We start from the raw sequence: 17,015 nt of genomic DNA, 5'->3' as shown, positions 1-17,015 counted from the left end.
GGGCTCAGGCCGCCGTCATCACCCCGTCCGCGCCCAGTGGGCGACGAGGCGCGATGACTTCGCCGTTGGGTAGGAGTTCACCGGTGTCCTCGAAGTGCAGGACGCCGTTGCAGAGGAGACTCCACCCCTGTTCGGGGCGGTGGGCCACGGCGAGCGCGGCCTCACGGTCGGCGGACTCCGCCGTCGGGCACGATGGCTGATGCTGGCACATGGTGGAAGCGCTCTTTCGCTGCGGTGTGACGTCCGTGCTGCGGCGGAACGAGGAGACGTGCCGCCGCCCGTGTCGTCGGTCTGATTCCAGTGTTGCCGCACGGGCGTGATTCCGCAGGGATTTCGTCGCAGCCGGTTCTTACTCGCTAGACGCGTATCACCCGCAAGGATGGTTCAGCCCACATGGCCTGTCCCAAAGGAGGGTTCGCCATGGTCGGAAAGGGCTAGTCCGTCTGGGCCGGAAACGGAGGGGAACGGCCCCGGTGCTCGGAGTGAGCAGCGGGGCCGCCGGTCGCGCACGGGAACCACGGGACGCCGTGGGGTCCCTCGCAGAGCGGGTCAGGCCGGCGCGGCGAGCGGAGGTGCCGGCGCGAGCCGGTGCCCCAGGGCGGGCAGCAGTTCGTCCACCCGGTGGACGCGGTGGGCCGGCACCCCCGGGGGCGCCGGCGCCAGGGGGACGAGCAGGTCGTCGGGGGCGGGGCTGCCCACCGCCGGGTCCGCCGCGGGGTCGCCGTGCAGCCACAGGGTCAGCATGTACAAGCCGGGGAGCGACAGCAGTCGGGGCTGGTGGGGGGTCTGGAGGGATTCCGCCTGGCGCACGGCGCGTTCGGTGGAGGCGATGTACGGGCCCTCGAAGAAGTGGGAGAAGACCCAGCCGTCCGGGGTGAGGACGGTGTCCGCTGCGGCCACCGACCTGCCGTCGCACCGGATCGTGTAGCGCCAGCCCGCGAGGCTGGCGCGGGTCCCGGGCACGAGTCGGTCGAGTACGTGGACGGGCAGCGGGAGTTCCGCCGCGACGGCGCCCTGCGCGGAACGCAGGGTGGGGGTGCGGGCCTCGTGAACGGCGGTGGGGGATCCCAGTGCCGTGATGACGCTACTCAGAGTGGGCGCGGGGGCTGGGGGATAGACCAGCGGCATGGTGGGTCGCCTCTCATTCACCGGCAGGCGGAACCAGGAAGCGCGGACAGCACTGTCAGCGCACGGGGTCAGAGGAAGCGGGAGCGGTGGGACAGGGCCGCGAACGCCAACTCTCTGCCTCGGTAGCGAAGTTTATACGATGCGCGTTCGTTCGATGATTCGGCTAGCTGATCGAACCGGCCCGAGCAAGAGGTCTTCTGGCCGGTGGGTCGGGCTTTTTTATCCCCATTCGCGATGCGTTCGACTCTGTGACCTCGTGTTGTTTTGTGGGGTGGGGCGGCTGATTCTCCTTGCCGTTTTGCGCCACAATTCGGCAGGCTTTGCGAGAGCGCGGCTATCCCTTCTGCTCGACCTTGTGGGTGTTCCCGTGCGCAGCGTCCATTGCCTCGTGAAAGCGCCCAATGCGGAACACGCCCGTGGTGGCGGGGCCAGGTGGCGGCGGCGGGACGTTACCGATGGCCGCGTCTGGGCATCATCCCCGAGGACGACGCGGCCAGACGGTGGGCTGCCCACTTCGAGGAGGGAATACTTCGATGGGGGAGAAGGTCGTAGCGGGTGTGGTCGACCTGTCCGATCGGCAGCGGTACCGGGAGAAGCTCCGACAGTGTCTGACGGGGCTCGGGCGACTCCTGGACGAGGAGCGCTTCGACCGTCCCAAGAACCTCATGGGACTGGAGATCGAGCTCAATCTCGCCGGGCCGGACGGGTTGCCGCGGATGATGAATGCGCAAGTCCTCGAACGGATCGCGAGCCGGGATTTCCAGACCGAACTGGCCATGTTCAACCTGGAAGTCAATATCGCGCCCCACCGGCTCGGCGGACGGGTGTTGGACCAGTTGGCGGAAGAACTCCGCACCGGTCTCTCCTACGCCCACCGGAAGGCGAACGAAGTCGATGCCGGAATCGTGATGATCGGGATCCTCCCCACGCTCACCCAGGGTGACCTGGTGCCGGCGAACCTCTCCGAGGCGGATCGCTACACGTTGCTCAACGAGCAGATCGTCGCCGCCCGGGGAGAGAGCTTCCTCCTCGACATCGACGGCGTGGAACGTCTCACCTGCACCTCGGAGTCGATCGCCCCCGAGGCCGCCTGCACCTCGGTGCAACTCCACCTCCAGGTGACCCCGGCCCGGTTCGCGGGGGTGTGGAACGCGGCTCAGGCCGTGGCGGGGGTGCAGATCGCCCTGGGGGCCAATTCGCCCTTCCTGTTCGGCCGGGAACTGTGGTGCGAATCCCGGCCGCCGCTGTTCCAGCAGTCCATCGACACCCGTCCGCCGGAGCTGGCGGCCCAGGGCGTCCGGCCGCGCACCTGGTTCGGGGAACGCTGGATCGACTCGCCGTACGACCTGTTCGAGGAGAACCTGCGGTTCTTCCCGCCGCTGCTGTCGATCTGCGACGACGAGGACCCGCTGAAGGTGCTCGACGGGGGCGGGGTGCCCTCGCTCGCCGAACTGGTACTGCACAACGGCACCGTGTACCGGTGGAACCGCCCGGTGTACGGCGTCGCCGACGGGGTGCCCCACCTGCGGGTGGAGAACCGGGTGCTGCCGGCCGGGCCGACGGTCGTCGACGTCGTCGCGAACACGGCCTTCTACTACGGAGTGGTGCGGGCACTGGCCGAGGACGCCGTCCCTGTGTGGAGCAGGCTGTCCTTCGAGGAGGCCGCCGCCAACTTCGACGACGCCTGCCGGCACGGGATCGAGGCCGAACTGCGATGGCCCCGCCCGGGGCGGCACGGCGGCGTGCGCAGGATCGCCGCCACCGCCCTCGTCCTGGACGAACTGCTGCCGCTGGCCGCCGCGGGGCTGGACGCCTGGGGCGTGACCCCCGCCGACCGCGACCTGTACCTCGGAGTGATCGAGGAGCGGTGCCGCAGGCGGGCCAACGGGGCCTCGTGGCAGGCGGCCACCTTCCACCGCGCCCTCGCGGGAGGCATGGACCGCAACGCGGCGCTGGCCGCCACGACCCGGCGCTACTGCGAGCTGATGCACGCGGGGGACCCGGTGCACGCCTGGCCGGTCGGCTTGCCGCGCCCCGCCCTCCCCCTGGGCTGATCCGGCGGCCCCGCTCGCCCCTGCGCCCCGCGAGGTGGCCCCTGCACGGTCCGGGGACCCGTTCGGGGGAGGATGGGCGCTGCGGGCGGGGCCGGGGGTCCCGTGCGGCCAGGGATGACGGCGTCACGCAGCGGGAGGCACGGGTGCAGACGGTAGCGGGGTCGGCGGTGGGACCCGGGACGGGCGAACCGGGGGAGCGGCTCTCGCGCCGGACGCTGAGGGACGAGACCCTGCTCGTCCTCGCGCTCTCCCTGGGCGCGAGCGGAGTGTCCGCGCTGATCAGCTTCCTCGGGTCGGTCACCGAACCGGGGGGCCTGCGGGACCAGGCCGCCACCATGAACGCCTCGGCGGCGCCCGGCCGGCCCTGGCTGGACCTGGCCTGGCAGCTCTTCGGCATCACCTCCGCGCTGGTGCCCGTCGCGCTGGTCGCCCATCTGTTGATCCGGGAGGGCAAGGGACTCGGGGTGCTCGGCTTCGACCGGCGCCGCCCGTGGTTCGACCTCGGGCGCGGGGCCGCCGTCGCCGCGGTGATCGGCAGTACCGGGATCGCCTTCTACCTGCTGGTGCGCGGGCTCGGGTTCAACCTCACGGTGGTGCCCGAGGCGCTGCCCGAGGTCTGGTGGAAGTACCCGGTGCTCATCCTGTCCGCGGTGCAGAACTCCGTGCTGGAGGAGGTCATCGTCCTCGGTTACCTGCTGCGCAGGCTGGACCAACTCGGCTACTCGCCCTGGGCCTCGCTGGCGACGAGCTCGGTCCTGCGCGGTTCGTACCACCTCTACCAGGGCATCGGCGGCTTCATCGGCAACATGGTGATGGGCGTGGTGTTCGTCTGGCTGTACCGGCGGTGGGGGCGGATCGGTCCGCTGGTCGTCGCCCACACCCTGCTGGACATCGGTGCGTTCGTCGGTTACGCACTGCTGGCCGGCAGGGTGGACTGGCTGCCCACGGCGCCCTGACGGATCAGCGGGTCGGCGGCGGGGCGAGCAACCGGCCGTCGAACACGGTGACCGCACCGCCGGTCAGCAGCGTGCGCGGGCCCCTGAGTTCGGCGCGGACCAGCCCGGAACGCGCCGACGCCTGGAGCCCGGTGAGGGCGTTGCGCCCCAGACGCGCCGCCCAGAAGGGGGCGAGGGCGGTGTGCGCGCTCCCCGTGACCGGATCCTCGTCGATGCCGACCCGGGGGAAGAAGCAGCGCGACACGAAGTCGTGGCCCGCGTCCGGTGCGCCGGCCGGTGCGGTGGCGACCACGCCGCGCTCCGACACCCGGGCGAGGGCCGTGAGGTCCGGGGCGAGGGCGCGGACCGCCCGTTCGTCCGGGAGCTCCACCAGCAGGTCCCCCACCTCGGCTCCGGTGTCGTGGACGGACAGGGGTTCGGTGCCGAGGGCCCGCACCAGTTCCTCCGACGCGGTGACCGGGGTGAGCGGAGCGGTCGGGAAGTCCAGGGTGATCGTCCCGTCGGGGTGCGGCGCCGCGGTCAGGACACCGCAGCGGGCCCGGAACCGGACCGGGCCGTCCGCGAGCCCGTCGGAGACGAGGGCGTGCGCCGTGGCCAGCGTGGCGTGCCCGCACATGGAGACCTCGGTGGCCGGGGTGAACCAGCGCAGGGCCCAGTCGGCGTCGCCCCCATGCGGGAGCGGGTGGGCGAACGCCGTTTCGGCCTGGTTCACCTCCAGGGCCACCTGCTGCATCCAGTCGTCCCGGGGGAAGCCGGCCGGGTTCGCGGGGTCGCCGAAGAGGACGACCCCGGCGGGGTTCCCGGCGAAGGGCCGGTCGGTGAAGGCGTCGATGATTCGTAGGCGCATGACAGGACCGTAGGGGTTCTCCCGGTGTCCCGGCCAAGGCCAATGCGGCACCAGTGGCCCGGTCGCGGGGCGGGCGGGAACAGCGGTGCGCAGGGGGCGTGGCGCGCGTCGGTGCCGGTCTTCGCCCACCGCTCCGCGAGCCGCTCGCCCCTCGTGTTTGCCGTACTCCACGAACCCGTCACGCCCGGCCGTCCCGTCCCACCCAAGGGCCGGTCGGTCCCACCGAACCCTGACCGCCGCAGGTCAAGGGCAGATTGCTCCCCGGCCAGGTCCTGCGCCGCCCGGCCTGCTGACGCGCGGTCGCCGCGGTTGCCCTGCTCAAGGAGGTGCGGCGCTGTGCTCTTACGAACTCCTTTGCGGGTTCCTGCCGTTGATCCATGGGAACTCGGCACCCCGGCTCGCTTACGGACGCCGTTGTCCGTGCCAGCCGGATGGCGACTGCTGTTCGTGCCCGACAGGGCCGTGAGCTAGCTGGCGCGTTCGGCGGGAACGGCCCGCCCCTGGCCGCCCGCTCGACGACCTCTCCTGCCGGACGATCCCCGGCCGGCCGCATCACTGTCGGTGCCCGGCCCGGCCGACGACCGTCTGCCCTTGACCTGGCCTGTTTCCTGCGGTGCGGCTCCGTCCTGCCAGCGGTAGAGGTCGCGCAGCAGCGAAATCTCGGCGCCGTGATGGATCAGTTCCCTGTTGACGTGCAGGACCCTGTTCTCCATGGGAAACGGCTCGGGACCCACCGCGGGCGGGTTGTCCAGGTCGGCGTCCGAGAGCTGGCGGACCCCAGCGTTCCATCTCCCGTACATCTCATCGAGCTGGTTCAGCGCCTCGTCAGCGGTCCCCGCGTAGGCGAAGGTCCGGGAGTCGACGCCCTGGCCGCCGAAGTACCATCCGACCCGATAGCCCAGGCACGAGACGACGACGTGCGCCAGCCGCCAGGCGATCGTGGTCACCGGCGCCGGCACCGGGGCAGGGGACGCGGAGTCCATCGTCCACGTGCCCGAACCTTCCGACCCCGGTGTGGCCGAGGCGTCACGTGGGCGGATGCTCCAGCTGCCCCGCACCGGCTCCCAGAAGTACTCCTCGTCGGTAAGACCGTCCAGCCGTGGCCGCAGGTTCTTCTGCCAGTACCAGTCCAACTGCTCCGCGAGCCGCTCGCTTCTCGTCATCGCCGCACACTACAGACCCGTCGGGCGGAGGGATCGTCGCCGTCCGCGGTCGTCCTCCACCGTCACCGAGCCCGCAGACGGTCGTCTCCAGTTGGCGCAGAAGTCCATCGGTCGACACCCGCTGGCACAGGTCATCCCCCACCGCTTCCCACGGCTTGTCGAAACCCCTCTTGCGATATATCGTTGACGTGTCGCAATCGATCAACGATATGAGGGGTGAAGAAGATGTTCGCTCATGAACACGGGCGGGGCCCGTGCGGCCCCGGCCGGCCCGGGCGAGGTGGCTTCGAGGGGCGTGCCGCCTTCGGGCCCTTCGGTCCGGGCTTCGGATCCGGCGGCGGACCCTGGGGCGGTCACGGCCGTGGCGGGGGGAGGGGGCGGGCGCGCCGCGGTGATGTGCGCGCCTCGATCCTCGCCCTGCTCCGGGACCGGTCGATGCACGGATACGAGATGATCCAGGAGATCGCCGAGCGCAGCGGCGGGGCGTGGAAGCCCAGTCCGGGCTCGGTCTACCCGACGCTGCAACTGCTGGAGGACGAGGGCCTGATCAGCAGTGCCACCGAGGGCGGCAAGAAGTCGTTCGCGCTCACCGAAGCCGGTCGGCAGGCCGCCTCGGAAGGTCCCGACGCGCCCTGGGAGGACGTGGGCAAGGGGCTGGACTGGGAGGCGTTGAACGAGATCCGTCAGGCGGGTACCGGTCTGGTGGACGCCTTCGGCCAGGTGTGGAAGTCGGGGAGCCCCGAGCAGCGCGACAAGGCGCTCGCCGTGATCAACGAGGCGCGCAAGAAGCTCTACCTGATCCTCGCCGACGAGGACTGAGCCCGCGGGGGAGCGGTTGCCCGTCGGAGGGGGTGGCTCCGGTCGGCGGCGCCTCCGCTTCCGGCCGGTGGCGAAGCGGAGGCGTACGCGGTGGGGAGCGAACGGCAAGGGGGCGCGCGCGGGGGGCGGGAGATCGTCCGAAGTCATCCGCAAGGAGGAGGATCGGCGCATCACGCCCGACCGCCGTCGGACGGGAAGATGCTTCCTCCTGGTGATGTGTCGTTCGCCCGTCGGTGATGGGGTGGAGGACGTGCACCTCTCCTTTCCGCAGCAGCCCGCCCTCCGCGCCGCCGGCCCGCCCCCCGACGACCTGCTCGACGTCGAGGTGCGCTCCGCCGTGGCGGGCGCACGGCGTCGTGCCGTGCGCGACGGGGACCGCCACGTCGACACCGCCCACCTCCTGCACTCCCTCCTGGAAACGGACCCCCTGGTGCGCGCCCTGTTCGGGGACGGACCGCGGCTCGCCCGACTGCTCGGCTACCTCGTGCAGCGCAGCATCGGCTACGGCCGGGCCTGGCGCTCCTCGACCGAGGACCGCGGCCCGTTCCCCCCGCCGCGGGCGACGCGCGGCCCGCACTGGTCGCCCGCCGCCGTCGCGGCGTTGGAACGCGCCGTGCTGCGCGCCCGGGCCCGGGGCGGAACCCGGGCGAGCGGGGTGGACCTGTGCGCGGCCCTGGTCGACGACCGGGAGAGCCGCGCGGTGGACGTCCTGTCGCACGTCGGGATCGAGCACGTCGGCCGCGGGGGCGACGTCGACCGTGCGGGGCTCCCGGAACAAGGGGCGAGAGGGGTGTGAGACGGGACACTCCTGACATCGCGGTGATGCTCTGACATCATGCGTCGGTGAGTACGTCTCAGATGAGCGCCCGTCAGGGGCGGGGTACCGACCTCGGTGTCGCACTGGCTTCGGCCGTCGCGTTCGGCGGCTCCGGCGTCGCGGCCAAACCCCTGATCGAGGCGGGTCTCGACCCGCTGCACGTGGTGTGGCTCAGGGTCGCGGGTGCGGCGCTGGTCATGCTGCCGCTCGCCTGGCGCCACCGTGACCTGCTGCGCCGCCGGCCCGCGCTCCTCGCCGGTTTCGGCCTGCTCGCCGTGGCGGGCGTCCAAGCCTTCTACTTCGCCGCCATCGCCCGGATCCCGGTGGGAGTGGCCCTGCTCGTGGAGTACCTCGGGCCGGCCCTGCTGCTGGGGTACATCCGCTTCGTGCAGCGCCGGCCCGTCACGCGGGCCGCCGCGTTCGGCGTGGTCCTCGCGGTCGGGGGCCTCGCCTGCGTCGTGGAGGTGTGGGCGGGGCTCGGGTTCGACGCCCTCGGCCTCCTCCTCGCCTTCGCCGCGGCCTGCTGCCAGGCGTGCTACTTCGTCCTCTCCGACCAGGGCAGCGACGCGGGCCGGGAGGCGCCCGACCCGCTCGGCGTCATCGCGTACGGCCTGCTGATCGGCGCACTCGTCCTCACGGTGATCGCGCGTCCGTGGGGCATGGACTGGTCGGTGCTGGCCGGCACGGCCGACCTCGACGGCACCCCGGTGGCCGCCTACGTGCTGCTCGGTTGGGTGGTGCTGATCGCGACCGTCTTCGCCTATGCCACCGGCGTGCGGTCGGTGCGGCGGCTGTCGCCCCAGGTCGCCGGGGTGGTGGCGTGCCTTGAGGCGGTGACCGCGACCGTGCTGGCCTGGGTGCTGCTCGGTGAGCAACTGGCGACCCCGCAGGTCCTCGGAGGGCTGCTGGTGGTGCTCGGGGCGTTCATCGCCCAGTCCTCCACGCCCGTCAAGGGCTCGTCCGAGCCGGTGGCGCGCGGCGGTTCCGCCGGGAACGCGTCCGTGTCCCCCGCGCCGTCCGGGGCGCCGTCCGGACCCCTCGACCCGGGCCCGGTGGCCGAGGGGCGGTCCGAAGGGCGTCGGTGAGGTGGGGGCGGGTAGGTCCGCCCCCGTGTCTCACAGGCGGGTCAGGTAGGCGGGAACCGCGGTGCCGGCGGCGAGGTCGGCGGACGGCACGGGCGTTCCGTAGGTCTGCCGCACGGGAACCACGCCCGCCCAGTGCGCGAGGTCCAGGTCCTCGGGGTCGTCGTTGGGGCCGCCCGTGCGGCACTTGGCCGAGACCTCGTCCAGGTCGAGCCGGAGCACCGCCGTCGCCGCGAGTTCCCGGGCGTTGGCCGGTCGGGAGTCGGTCGAGCGCTCGGGGACCACGTGATCCACCAGCGCGTCGAGCGCGGTGCGCTTCTCGCCCGGGTCGACGACGGGGTGTGCCACGCCCTGGACGACCACCGAACGGTAGTTGATCGAGTGGTGGAAGGCCGACCGGGCGAGCACCAGACCGTCCACGTGGGTCACCGTCAGGCACACCGGGAGTCCCGGGGTGCCCTGCCCGGCCATCCGCAGCGGGCGCGATCCGGTCGAGCCGTGCACGTAGAGGCGCGTCCCCACCCGTCCGTACAGCGTGGGGAGCACCACCGGGGTGCCGTCGCGCACGAACCCCAGGTGGCAGACGTACGCGGCGTCGAGTATCGCGTGCACGGTCGCGTGGTCGTACGCGGCCCGCTCCCGGGAGCGGGTGGGGACGGTCCGGTCGGTCGGGGCGTAGGCGGTGCGGTCGGACATCTCGGCTCCCTCGCTGGCGATGCGCCGTGCCTCCGGGTGCGGCGCGGTGCGACTCGCGCCCTAGATTGCACTAGTGCATAATGTTGTTTGTGCTAGGAGAATATCCCATCCAGGGGCGGAGAGCCTCGGACATCGCCCGCAGCGTCGAACAGGCCGTCACCTCCGGTGCGCTGGGGCCGGGGCAGGCGCTCCCGCCGCAGCGCGCCCTGGCCGAGCGCCTCGGGGTCAACCCCAACACCGTCGCCGCCGCCTATCGCACCCTCCGGGAACGCGGGGTGATCGAGACCGACGGCCGCCGGGGGAGCCGGGTGCGCCCCAAGCCAGCCGTCGCCGCCCGGAACGCCCTGCGCGTGGACCCGCCCCCCGGCGTCCGCGACCTGTCCGACGGCAACCCCGACCCCTCGCTCCTCCCGTCCCTCACCGCCGCCTTCACGGAAGCGGCCGCCCGCGGCGACCGCGAACCGGTGCTGTACGGGGCCGAGCCCGTGGACCCGGGCCTCGCCGGGCACGCCCGCGGCGGTTTCGCCCGGGACGGGGTTCCGGCCGGCCCGATCGCCGTCACCTCCGGTTCGCTGGACGCCGTCGAACGGTTGCTCGCCGCCCACCTCGCCCCCGGCGACACCGTGGGGGTCGAGGACCCGGGCTGGGGGAGCCTGCTGGACCTGGTGCCCGCGCTGGGGTTGCGCACCGCGCCCGTCACGGTGGACGAGGACGGGCCGCTGCCCGATGACGTGGCGAGGGTGCTGGCCGCCGGCGCCCGCGCCCTGGTGGTCACCGACCGTGCGCACAACCCCACCGGCGCCGTGATCGGCCCGGACCGCGCCCGCGCGCTGCGGGCCGTCCTCGCCCGCCACCCCGAGACGCTGGTGATCGAGGACGACCACGGGCACGGCATCGTCGACCAGCCGCTGTTCCCGCTCGCCGGAGCCACCACCCACTGGGCCCTGGTCCGTTCGGCGGCCAAGGCGTACGGCCCCGACCTGCGGGTGGCCGTCCTCACCGGCGACCCGATCACGCTGGACCGGGTCCGGGGGCGGCAGAGCCTCGGGCCGGGCTGGGTCAGCCTGTTGCAACAGCGGGCCCTGGCCCGGCTCTGGGACACGGCCGCGGTGGACCCGGCCGAGGTGGCGGCGTCCTACCGGACCCGACGGGAGGCCCTGATCGCCGCGCTCGCCCACCGGGGCGTCCCGGCCCTCGGCCGCAGCGGGATGAACGTCTGGGTTCCGGTGCCCGAGGAGACGGGCGTCGTCACCAGACTGCTGCACCACGGCTGGGCCGTGTCGCCCGGCGCGCGGTTCCGCATCCGTACGGCCCCCGCCGTGCGGATCACGGTCTCCACGCTCTCCGGCGACGACATCGGGGCGGTCGCCGACGCGGTCGCCGCGGCAACGGCCCCGGCGCCGGCCCGGCGCTTCACCTAGCGCACGGCCCCCGGTCCGCCGCCGTGATCTCGTGGTTGTCCACGATGGTGGGCACCCGGGCCGGCCGGCGAGGATGGAGCACGTCGGGGACGCTCCCCGCAGCTCCGGCCCGGCGGCATCGGAGCGGACCTCGCGCGGGACGGCACGTCCACCACCGCGTCGGACCGGGAGCGCGGCACGGGTCGGTGGGCCCTCCCGTCCCCGTGCCCAGCGCGCCGCGGCCGTGCCCGCACGACGGTTGGGGCGGCAGCCGGCCCCACGTACTCACGCCTAAGGAGCTCCGTGCAAAGCATCAGCTCGACCGCGGGATGGACCGCGGCCGCCCGGGAGTTGGAGAACGTCCGGGCGGACCGCATCCTGGAGGACCCGCTCACCCTGTGCACCGATGCCGAACGCCGACAGTGGCAGGAGGTCGTGGTGTCGGTGCTCGGCTACTCGCCGCCCGTCGTCGCGGTGCGGGCCCGGATGGGGGACGAGGCCGTCAAGGTCGCCGTCGACGAGGGCGTCCGACAGGTCGTCTCCCTGGCCGCGGGCCTCGAATCCCGTGCCTTCCGCCTGCAACTGCCCACCGAACTGCTCTACATGGAGGTCGACCTCCCCGCACTCCTGGAAGCCAGGAACCAGCGGCTGGCCCGGACCCGGCACTCCCTGCGGCCGGGCTGCCGCCGGGTCGAGGTCGCCGCCGACCTGAGCGGCCCCTGGCGCCAGCAGGTGGAGGACGCCGGCTTCGACCCCGAGGCCCCCACCCTCTGGCTGGTCGAAGGACTGCTGCCCTACCTGGACGCCGGGGCGTGCCGCACCCTGCTGCGCACCGTGCGGGAGATGTCGGCCCCGGGCAGCCGGCTGTGGTGCGACCACGTCCACCCCGACGTGTTCACCGCGTCCCACTACGCGCCGGTCCTCACCAGCCTGGACGAACTCGGAGTGCTGTGGGCCAGCGGCTGGACCGACCCCCGGGCGCAGCTCACGGCGGAGGGCTGGGACGCCCGCAGCTGGACGGTCGAGGAACTGGTCTTCCCCCGCCCCGACAACCCGCCGGCGGCGTGGATGCCGCAGGTGCCCGCCCGGGCGGACACCTCCGACTCCGGCTACCACTGGCTGATCTGGGCGCACACCGCCTGACCCGTGCCCTCCGCATCTCGTTCGGGAGAGACCATGAGCCTGCTCACCGGCAGCGACACCGTCGCCCCCAAGAGGGCGGCAGACGCACACCAGGAAGTCGTGCGCGCACTCACCGGCACCCCCAAGCGCCTGCCCACCACCTGGCTCTACGACGACCGCGGCAGCACGCTCTTCACCGCCGTCGCCCGCCAGCCCGAGTACTACCTCGACGACGCCGAGTGGGAGATCGTCGCCCGGCACGGCCCGGACATCGCGGCCCGCACCCGTGCCCGCACCCTGGTGGACCTCGGAGCCGGTTCCGGCCGCAAGACCCGACTGCTGCTCGACGCGCTGCGCACGGAGGGCTCCCTGGAGCGGTACGTGCCCGTCGACGTCAGCGACGTCGGCCCGCGCCGGGCCGCGCGGGCCCTGCGCGCCGACCACCCCGGACTCGACGTCCGGCCGCGCGTCGCCGACTTCACCGAACCGCTGGGACCGGCCCCGGGGGGCGCCCCCGTGCTGTTCACCCTCTTCGGCGCCACCTACGGCAACTTCCGGCCCTTCGGGGCCGGGCGGCTCCTGGACGTCCTACGGAGCCAACTGGGGCCGGGTGACGGGCTGCTCCTGGGCATCGACCTGGTCAAGGACGAGAAGACCCTGCGGGCGGCCTACGACGACCGGGCGGGAGCGACCGCCGCCTTCGTCAAGAACGGCCTCACGGTCCTCAACCGCAGGCTCGGTGCCGACTTCGACCACGACGACTTCGACCACGACGTCGTCTGGAACCCGCGGCAGGAGCGCATCGAGAACGCGCTCCTGGCCCGCAGGTCCCACACGGTCAGGCTCGCCGTGCCGGACCGCACCGTGTCCTTCGCGGCCGGCGAGCGACTGTTGGTGGGCGTGTCGACCAAGTTCTCCCGGGAGCGGATCCGCGCCGAACTGACCGCGGCCGGACTGGGGTTGAGCGACTGGTGGACCGACGAGGCGCACCGCTACGCCGTGGCGCTCGCCTCGCCCGCCGAGGGACTCCGGGCGCTGCTGCCGCAGCCCTGGGCGACTCCGTAGCGCGCCCGGTTTCGGACCGGCCCCGCTCACCCGTCCCCGGGGGAGGGAAGGCCCCCGGCCGGAGCACCGTCCGTGGTGCGGGCGTCCGCCGCCAGGGCCGCCGCCAACTGGGTGCGCCGGGTGATCCGCAGCTTCTTGTAGGCGTTGGTGAGGTGCGACTCCACCGTGCGGCGGGCGAGGCACAGCACGGAGGAGATCTGGGCGTTGGTGTGCCCGGCCGCCGCCAGTTCGACGATGCGTCGTTCGGCGGCGGTCAGCACCCGGCCGTCGTCCTCGGAGCGCGCCCGCTTGCGCACCCCGCCCTCGCGCAGCGCCCCGTCCGTCAGGGCGAGCAGCCGACCGGACGGCGTCGAGGTCCCGGGGGCGGGCGAGGCCAGCCGCAGCGCCAGGGCGTGGGCCTCCCGCAACGCCGCGCGCCCCTTGCGCCCGTTGCCCGCCGCGAGATGGGCCCGCCCCAGGTCGAGCAGGGTCTCCGTCAACTCCACGGGCGCGGCACCGCTGCCCAGCACCTCGGCGGCCTCGACCAGCGATTCCAACGCCTGCCGGCCCCCCACCGCCGCGGCGTACGCCCGCAGCGCCCGGCCCACCGTGCGCGCCGTCCCCCAGGTGCGCGCGTGGCCGACCTCCACCTCGGCCAGCTCCCGGGCCTCGGCCCACCGCCCGAGCCGAGCGAGGACGATCGCCGCTCCGGAACGCCACGGCGTGGCGACCGGACTGACGAAGTCCCGGGCGCTCTGGCCGGCCCCGCAGGCCAGGTAGGCGTCGAGGGCCTCCCGCCAGGCGCCGTCCGCGGCGTGCAGCAGGGCCCGGGCGTAGCCCAGCTCGCTCCACTCCCAGGAGCTGTCGGTACCGGACGGGCCCACGGCGGTCAGGGCCTGCCACGCCTCGGCCCGCCGGCCGAGTTCGAACAGTGCGGTCGTCACCATCGCGGTCAGGTGCGGCAGTTGGACGCCCTGCCCGGCCGATGCGCTGACCAGCGGGGCGTTCTCGGCGATGACGGCGCGGAAGTCCCCCGCCCACAGCGCCGCCTCGGCCCGGACGCTGAGGAGGCACTGCACGCCCACGTCCGTCAGGTCCGGGGGAGCGGGCGGCGCCGGCAGGCACGCGTCCGCCAGTTCGCGGGCCTCCTCCAGCCGGTCCGCCCACTGCAACAGGGTCGCGGCACTGCCCAGCCAGGAGGTCCGCAGCCGGGGGTCCACCGGCGCCGTCAGGCGCGGGCCGACCCGGGCGAGCACCTCGGCCGCCGAACAGAGCCCCGCTCCGGCCTCGTACTCGGTGATCAGTCCGCACACCAGCGGCTCCACACCGGCCGGTGCCCTCGGCGCCAGGGCCCGCAGATCGGCGACCGCGCCCCGCCAGGCGACGGCGTCGTGCGAGGAGATCAGTGCGGTGAGGGTCTGGAGGACCGACACCAGTCCGTCGTCGTCCGCCATGCGACTGGCGCGCTGCATGACCCGCAGTGCGGTGTCGGGGCGGCGATCCGCGACCAGCGCCGCGCTCAGCGCGGTCGCCGCCGTCGCCTGCTCCCGGACGTCGGTGTGCAGTTCCCACCCGGTGCGCAGCCGGCGGATCCCGGCAGTCGCACTGTGCGGGAGCTCCAGCGCCCCGAGGCGCATGGCGAGGGCCGCCCGTCGCTCGGGGGCGAGCGGCCCGCTCAACGCGTGCCGCAGGTACGTCGCGGCCTCGGCCGCCCGACCGGCCCGCAGCGCCTCGTCCGCGGCCTCGTCCAGGGCCCGCACCATCCATTCCTCGTCCAACGCGGCGACGTGCAGCAGCCGGGAGGCCACGGCGGTGGCGGCGGCCCCGTTCTCGTGCAACGACTCCGCCAGGTGGATGCGGAGCGCGGCGACCTCGCCGGGCTCGGCGGCGGTGAGCACGGCGTCGCGCGCGAGGGGGTGGCGCAGCAACGCGCCGAGGGCGGACTCCGGGCGCCCGCTCGACGCCCGTCCGTGCGGGCCGGGGGCCCGGAGCCCGTCGAGGAGGCTTGAGCCGGACGTCTCCTCCTCCGCGGCGACCGCGCGGGCGAGGCAGGCGTGGCGGGCGGGCGGGTCGAGCCGGTGGCGGACCCAGTCGACGATCGTGTCGCGGTAGCGGCTCCGCGCGGCGGCGGACGGGGGGCGGGGGAGCGGGCCGTGGGCCAGGTCGGCCACGAGCGCGTGCACCAGGGCCGGATTGCCGGCGCCCGCCGCCACGCAGGTCGCCGTCCGCTCCTCGTCCAGCCCGGCGGCCCGGGCGAGCCCGGCGACCGCGGACGCACTGAGCGGAGGGAGGAGGACCGACGTGCCCGTGGCGGCCGGGAGCCGGACCGGATCGGAGGCTTCCGCGCACGTGGAGAGCACCAAGAGGACCGGGAGTCCGGGGAAGCGGCGCGCCAGATAGCCGAGCCACCGCCGGGACGCCTCGTCGGCGTGGTGCAGGTCGTCCACCACGAACAGCACCGGACGCTCGGCGGCGATCCGGGCCGTGTGCGTCACCAGCCGGTGGAACACGCGTTGTTCGTCGGGCCGGTCCAGTGCGGCGAAGGGAACGCCCACGTCGTCCGCGAAGAGCTGTCTGACCACGCCGAACGGGAACTCCGTCTCCTCCGGCGCGCCCCGCGCCCGTCCGACCCGCATGACCCCGTCGACGGCCTGCCGCCGGACGATCTCGTCGAGTGCGGCGGTCCGACCCATGCCGGCCACCGCCGCCGAGATCCGCACCCAACGTCCGTCGCCCGCGTGCACGGCCGCCGCGGCTTCCGCCGCCGCGTCCGTCACCTCGCCGCGCTCCACCCACACCCGCGGCCGCTCCGTTCCCCGTTCCTGTGCCGGCACCCGCAGACACTGCTCCTTCCCCGGTCAGACATCGACTGTCGCCATGCAATGTCAACGAGCGGGGATCCGGAAGCTGGGCTTCGGCCAGGGACCGCCCCCTTCCGGTCAGACCGCAGACAGCCCACGGCTCGGCGGGGGGACGGCCGCCGCACCCGTCTGGCCTGCACGAACGGACGGCGCGTCGGCGTGCGACGGGCGCCGAGACCGGCAGCGCCCGTCCTGTGCCGGCCTACGCGCGGGCCCTGCGCCCCCCGCCGGGCATCGATTCCACGGTGTTCTGCCCGCTGTTCGATGTTCGCGGCCCCGCGGCCCGACGTACGGTCCCCCGGAGACCACATGATGATCCGTTCCGAAGAGCGGAAGAACACCAGGGGCGCGGGGCCGCGGCCGGTTTGGCCGTCGGCGCCGAGGACCGCTTCCCGCGGCCGCCCTCGACATCCTTCCGACCTGCGGAGCGGCGAGTTGACGAGGGAGACGCGTCATGTCCCAGGACCTGTTGGTCCGTAAGATCAGTCACGGTTTCGACCGTTTCGACGTGGACGGCAGCGGTGCCCTGACCGAGGCCGACCACGTGCTCATGGGGCAGCGGTCGGCCCGGGCCCTCGGCCACGGGCCCGGCTCGGAGGGCGAGCGGCGCATCGTGGACGCCTACGTGGGCGTCTGGCGGAAGCTGCACGTACCCCATCTGCCGCCCGAGGGCCGGTCCATGACCCGGGAGCAGTTCCTCGCGTCCACCCTCTCCCTGGTCGACGACCCGGAGACGGCGAAGGCCACGGTCGGCGCCGTGGCGGAGGCGTTCCTGGCGGTGGCCGATGCGGACGGCAACGGCGTGGTGGACCCCACGGAGTACTTCGTCTTCCTGCGCGGTCACTTCCCCGGGGTGACGCGGGAGGAGGCGGACACCGCCTTCCGGCACCTGGACCGGGACGGGGACGGCACGCTGTCGGCCGAGGAGTTCACCGAGGCGACCGTCGAGTACTGGTCCAGCAGGGACCCCGAGGCGCCGGGCAACTGGTGGATCGGCGTCGACTTCACCGAGTGAGCCGTTACCCG

The 17,015-nt window shown here is 73.6% G+C and carries 14 protein-coding genes and 1 pseudogene; 9 read left to right on the top strand and 6 right to left on the bottom strand.

What is annotated here, in order from left to right:
• Positions 1–4 precede the first annotated feature (4 nt).
• Together ACSMX9_RS02330 and ACSMX9_RS02325 are read right to left on the bottom strand one after the other, a co-directional pair.
• A complete protein-coding gene (locus ACSMX9_RS02330) occupies positions 5–211 on the bottom strand; it encodes a DUF5999 family protein (protein WP_351248548.1) in 207 nt (68 codons plus the stop codon).
• A 338-nt stretch (positions 212–549) separates the two neighbouring features.
• Complete coding sequence (locus ACSMX9_RS02325) at positions 550–1,128, bottom strand: hypothetical protein (RefSeq protein ID WP_445399570.1); 579 nt, start codon at positions 1,126–1,128, stop codon at positions 550–552.
• A 533-nt stretch (positions 1,129–1,661) separates the two neighbouring features.
• On the opposite strand from ACSMX9_RS02325, the gene ACSMX9_RS02320 reads away from it, so the two are divergent.
• Together ACSMX9_RS02320 and ACSMX9_RS02315 are read left to right on the top strand one after the other, a co-directional pair.
• Positions 1,662–3,182, top strand: coding sequence for a glutamate--cysteine ligase (locus ACSMX9_RS02320; protein WP_445399568.1), 1,521 nt, complete (start codon positions 1,662–1,664; stop codon positions 3,180–3,182).
• Between the two features lie 143 nt (positions 3,183–3,325).
• Complete coding sequence (locus ACSMX9_RS02315) at positions 3,326–4,138, top strand: CPBP family intramembrane glutamic endopeptidase (RefSeq protein WP_445399567.1); 813 nt, start codon at positions 3,326–3,328, stop codon at positions 4,136–4,138.
• Between the two features lie 4 nt (positions 4,139–4,142).
• Here ACSMX9_RS02315 and ACSMX9_RS02310 read toward each other — a convergent pair whose 3' ends face one another.
• Together ACSMX9_RS02310 and ACSMX9_RS02305 are read right to left on the bottom strand one after the other, a co-directional pair.
• Complete coding sequence (locus ACSMX9_RS02310) at positions 4,143–4,985, bottom strand: PhzF family phenazine biosynthesis protein (RefSeq protein ID WP_445399565.1); 843 nt, start codon at positions 4,983–4,985, stop codon at positions 4,143–4,145.
• A gap of 611 nt (positions 4,986–5,596) precedes the next feature.
• A pseudogene (locus ACSMX9_RS02305) lies at positions 5,597–6,148 on the bottom strand (DinB family protein); the annotation flags it as partial.
• 225 nt (positions 6,149–6,373) lie between these two features.
• Between ACSMX9_RS02305 and ACSMX9_RS02300 the strand changes: the two are divergent.
• From ACSMX9_RS02300 to ACSMX9_RS02290, 3 genes are all read left to right on the top strand, one after another.
• A complete protein-coding gene (locus ACSMX9_RS02300; RefSeq protein WP_366116989.1) occupies positions 6,374–6,967 on the top strand; it encodes a PadR family transcriptional regulator in 594 nt (197 codons plus the stop codon).
• A 214-nt stretch (positions 6,968–7,181) separates the two neighbouring features.
• The gene (locus tag ACSMX9_RS02295; RefSeq protein ID WP_445399563.1) at positions 7,182–7,763 is read left to right on the top strand and encodes a Clp protease N-terminal domain-containing protein; all 582 of its coding nucleotides are present in this window, start codon (positions 7,182–7,184) and stop codon (positions 7,761–7,763) included.
• Between the two features lie 62 nt (positions 7,764–7,825).
• Positions 7,826–8,869, top strand: a complete 1,044-nt coding sequence (locus ACSMX9_RS02290; protein WP_445402867.1) for an EamA family transporter — start codon at positions 7,826–7,828, stop codon at positions 8,867–8,869.
• 30 nt (positions 8,870–8,899) lie between these two features.
• On the opposite strand, the gene ACSMX9_RS02285 is transcribed toward ACSMX9_RS02290, so the two are convergent.
• Positions 8,900–9,562: a pyridoxamine 5'-phosphate oxidase family protein gene (locus ACSMX9_RS02285; protein ID WP_445399561.1), complete on the bottom strand. Its 663-nt coding sequence runs from the start codon at positions 9,560–9,562 to the stop codon at positions 8,900–8,902.
• 89 nt (positions 9,563–9,651) lie between these two features.
• On the opposite strand from ACSMX9_RS02285, the gene ACSMX9_RS02280 reads away from it, so the two are divergent.
• The 3 genes from ACSMX9_RS02280 (at position 9,652) to egtD (ending at position 13,149) form a co-directional block, all read left to right on the top strand.
• Positions 9,652–10,983, top strand: a complete 1,332-nt coding sequence (locus ACSMX9_RS02280; protein WP_445399559.1) for an aminotransferase class I/II-fold pyridoxal phosphate-dependent enzyme — start codon at positions 9,652–9,654, stop codon at positions 10,981–10,983.
• A gap of 282 nt (positions 10,984–11,265) precedes the next feature.
• Positions 11,266–12,105, top strand: a complete 840-nt coding sequence (locus ACSMX9_RS02275) for a class I SAM-dependent methyltransferase (protein ID WP_445399557.1) — start codon at positions 11,266–11,268, stop codon at positions 12,103–12,105.
• 33 nt (positions 12,106–12,138) lie between these two features.
• A complete protein-coding gene (gene egtD, locus ACSMX9_RS02270) occupies positions 12,139–13,149 on the top strand; it encodes an L-histidine N(alpha)-methyltransferase (RefSeq protein WP_445399555.1) in 1,011 nt (336 codons plus the stop codon).
• 26 nt (positions 13,150–13,175) lie between these two features.
• On the opposite strand, the gene ACSMX9_RS02265 is transcribed toward egtD, so the two are convergent.
• The gene (locus tag ACSMX9_RS02265) at positions 13,176–15,962 is read right to left on the bottom strand and encodes a LuxR C-terminal-related transcriptional regulator (protein WP_445399553.1); all 2,787 of its coding nucleotides are present in this window, start codon (positions 15,960–15,962) and stop codon (positions 13,176–13,178) included.
• A gap of 481 nt (positions 15,963–16,443) precedes the next feature.
• On the opposite strand from ACSMX9_RS02265, the gene ACSMX9_RS02260 reads away from it, so the two are divergent.
• Positions 16,444–17,004, top strand: coding sequence for an EF-hand domain-containing protein (locus tag ACSMX9_RS02260; protein ID WP_445399551.1), 561 nt, complete (start codon positions 16,444–16,446; stop codon positions 17,002–17,004).
• The last annotated feature ends 11 nt before the right edge of the window (positions 17,005–17,015 follow it).

This window comes from Streptomyces sp. LE64 (assembly GCF_052606915.1).
Note: the sequence above shows the minus strand (reverse complement) of the source record. Positions and strands in the feature narration are given on the sequence as shown.

Coding starts and splice junctions, on each gene's coding strand:
- ACSMX9_RS02310 (WP_445399565.1), bottom strand. CDS start 4,985: ATGCGCCTACGAATCATCGACGCCTTCACCGACCGGCCCTTCGCCGGG.
- ACSMX9_RS02295 (WP_445399563.1), top strand. CDS start 7,182: ATGTGTCGTTCGCCCGTCGGTGATGGGGTGGAGGACGTGCACCTCTCC.
- ACSMX9_RS02320 (WP_445399568.1), top strand. CDS start 1,662: ATGGGGGAGAAGGTCGTAGCGGGTGTGGTCGACCTGTCCGATCGGCAG.
- ACSMX9_RS02330 (WP_351248548.1), bottom strand. CDS start 211: ATGTGCCAGCATCAGCCATCGTGCCCGACGGCGGAGTCCGCCGACCGT.
- ACSMX9_RS02325 (WP_445399570.1), bottom strand. CDS start 1,128: ATGCCGCTGGTCTATCCCCCAGCCCCCGCGCCCACTCTGAGTAGCGTC.
- ACSMX9_RS02290 (WP_445402867.1), top strand. CDS start 7,826: ATGAGCGCCCGTCAGGGGCGGGGTACCGACCTCGGTGTCGCACTGGCT.
- ACSMX9_RS02260 (WP_445399551.1), top strand. CDS start 16,444: ATGTCCCAGGACCTGTTGGTCCGTAAGATCAGTCACGGTTTCGACCGT.
- ACSMX9_RS02300 (WP_366116989.1), top strand. CDS start 6,374: ATGTTCGCTCATGAACACGGGCGGGGCCCGTGCGGCCCCGGCCGGCCC.
- egtD (WP_445399555.1), top strand. CDS start 12,139: ATGAGCCTGCTCACCGGCAGCGACACCGTCGCCCCCAAGAGGGCGGCA.
- ACSMX9_RS02285 (WP_445399561.1), bottom strand. CDS start 9,562: ATGTCCGACCGCACCGCCTACGCCCCGACCGACCGGACCGTCCCCACC.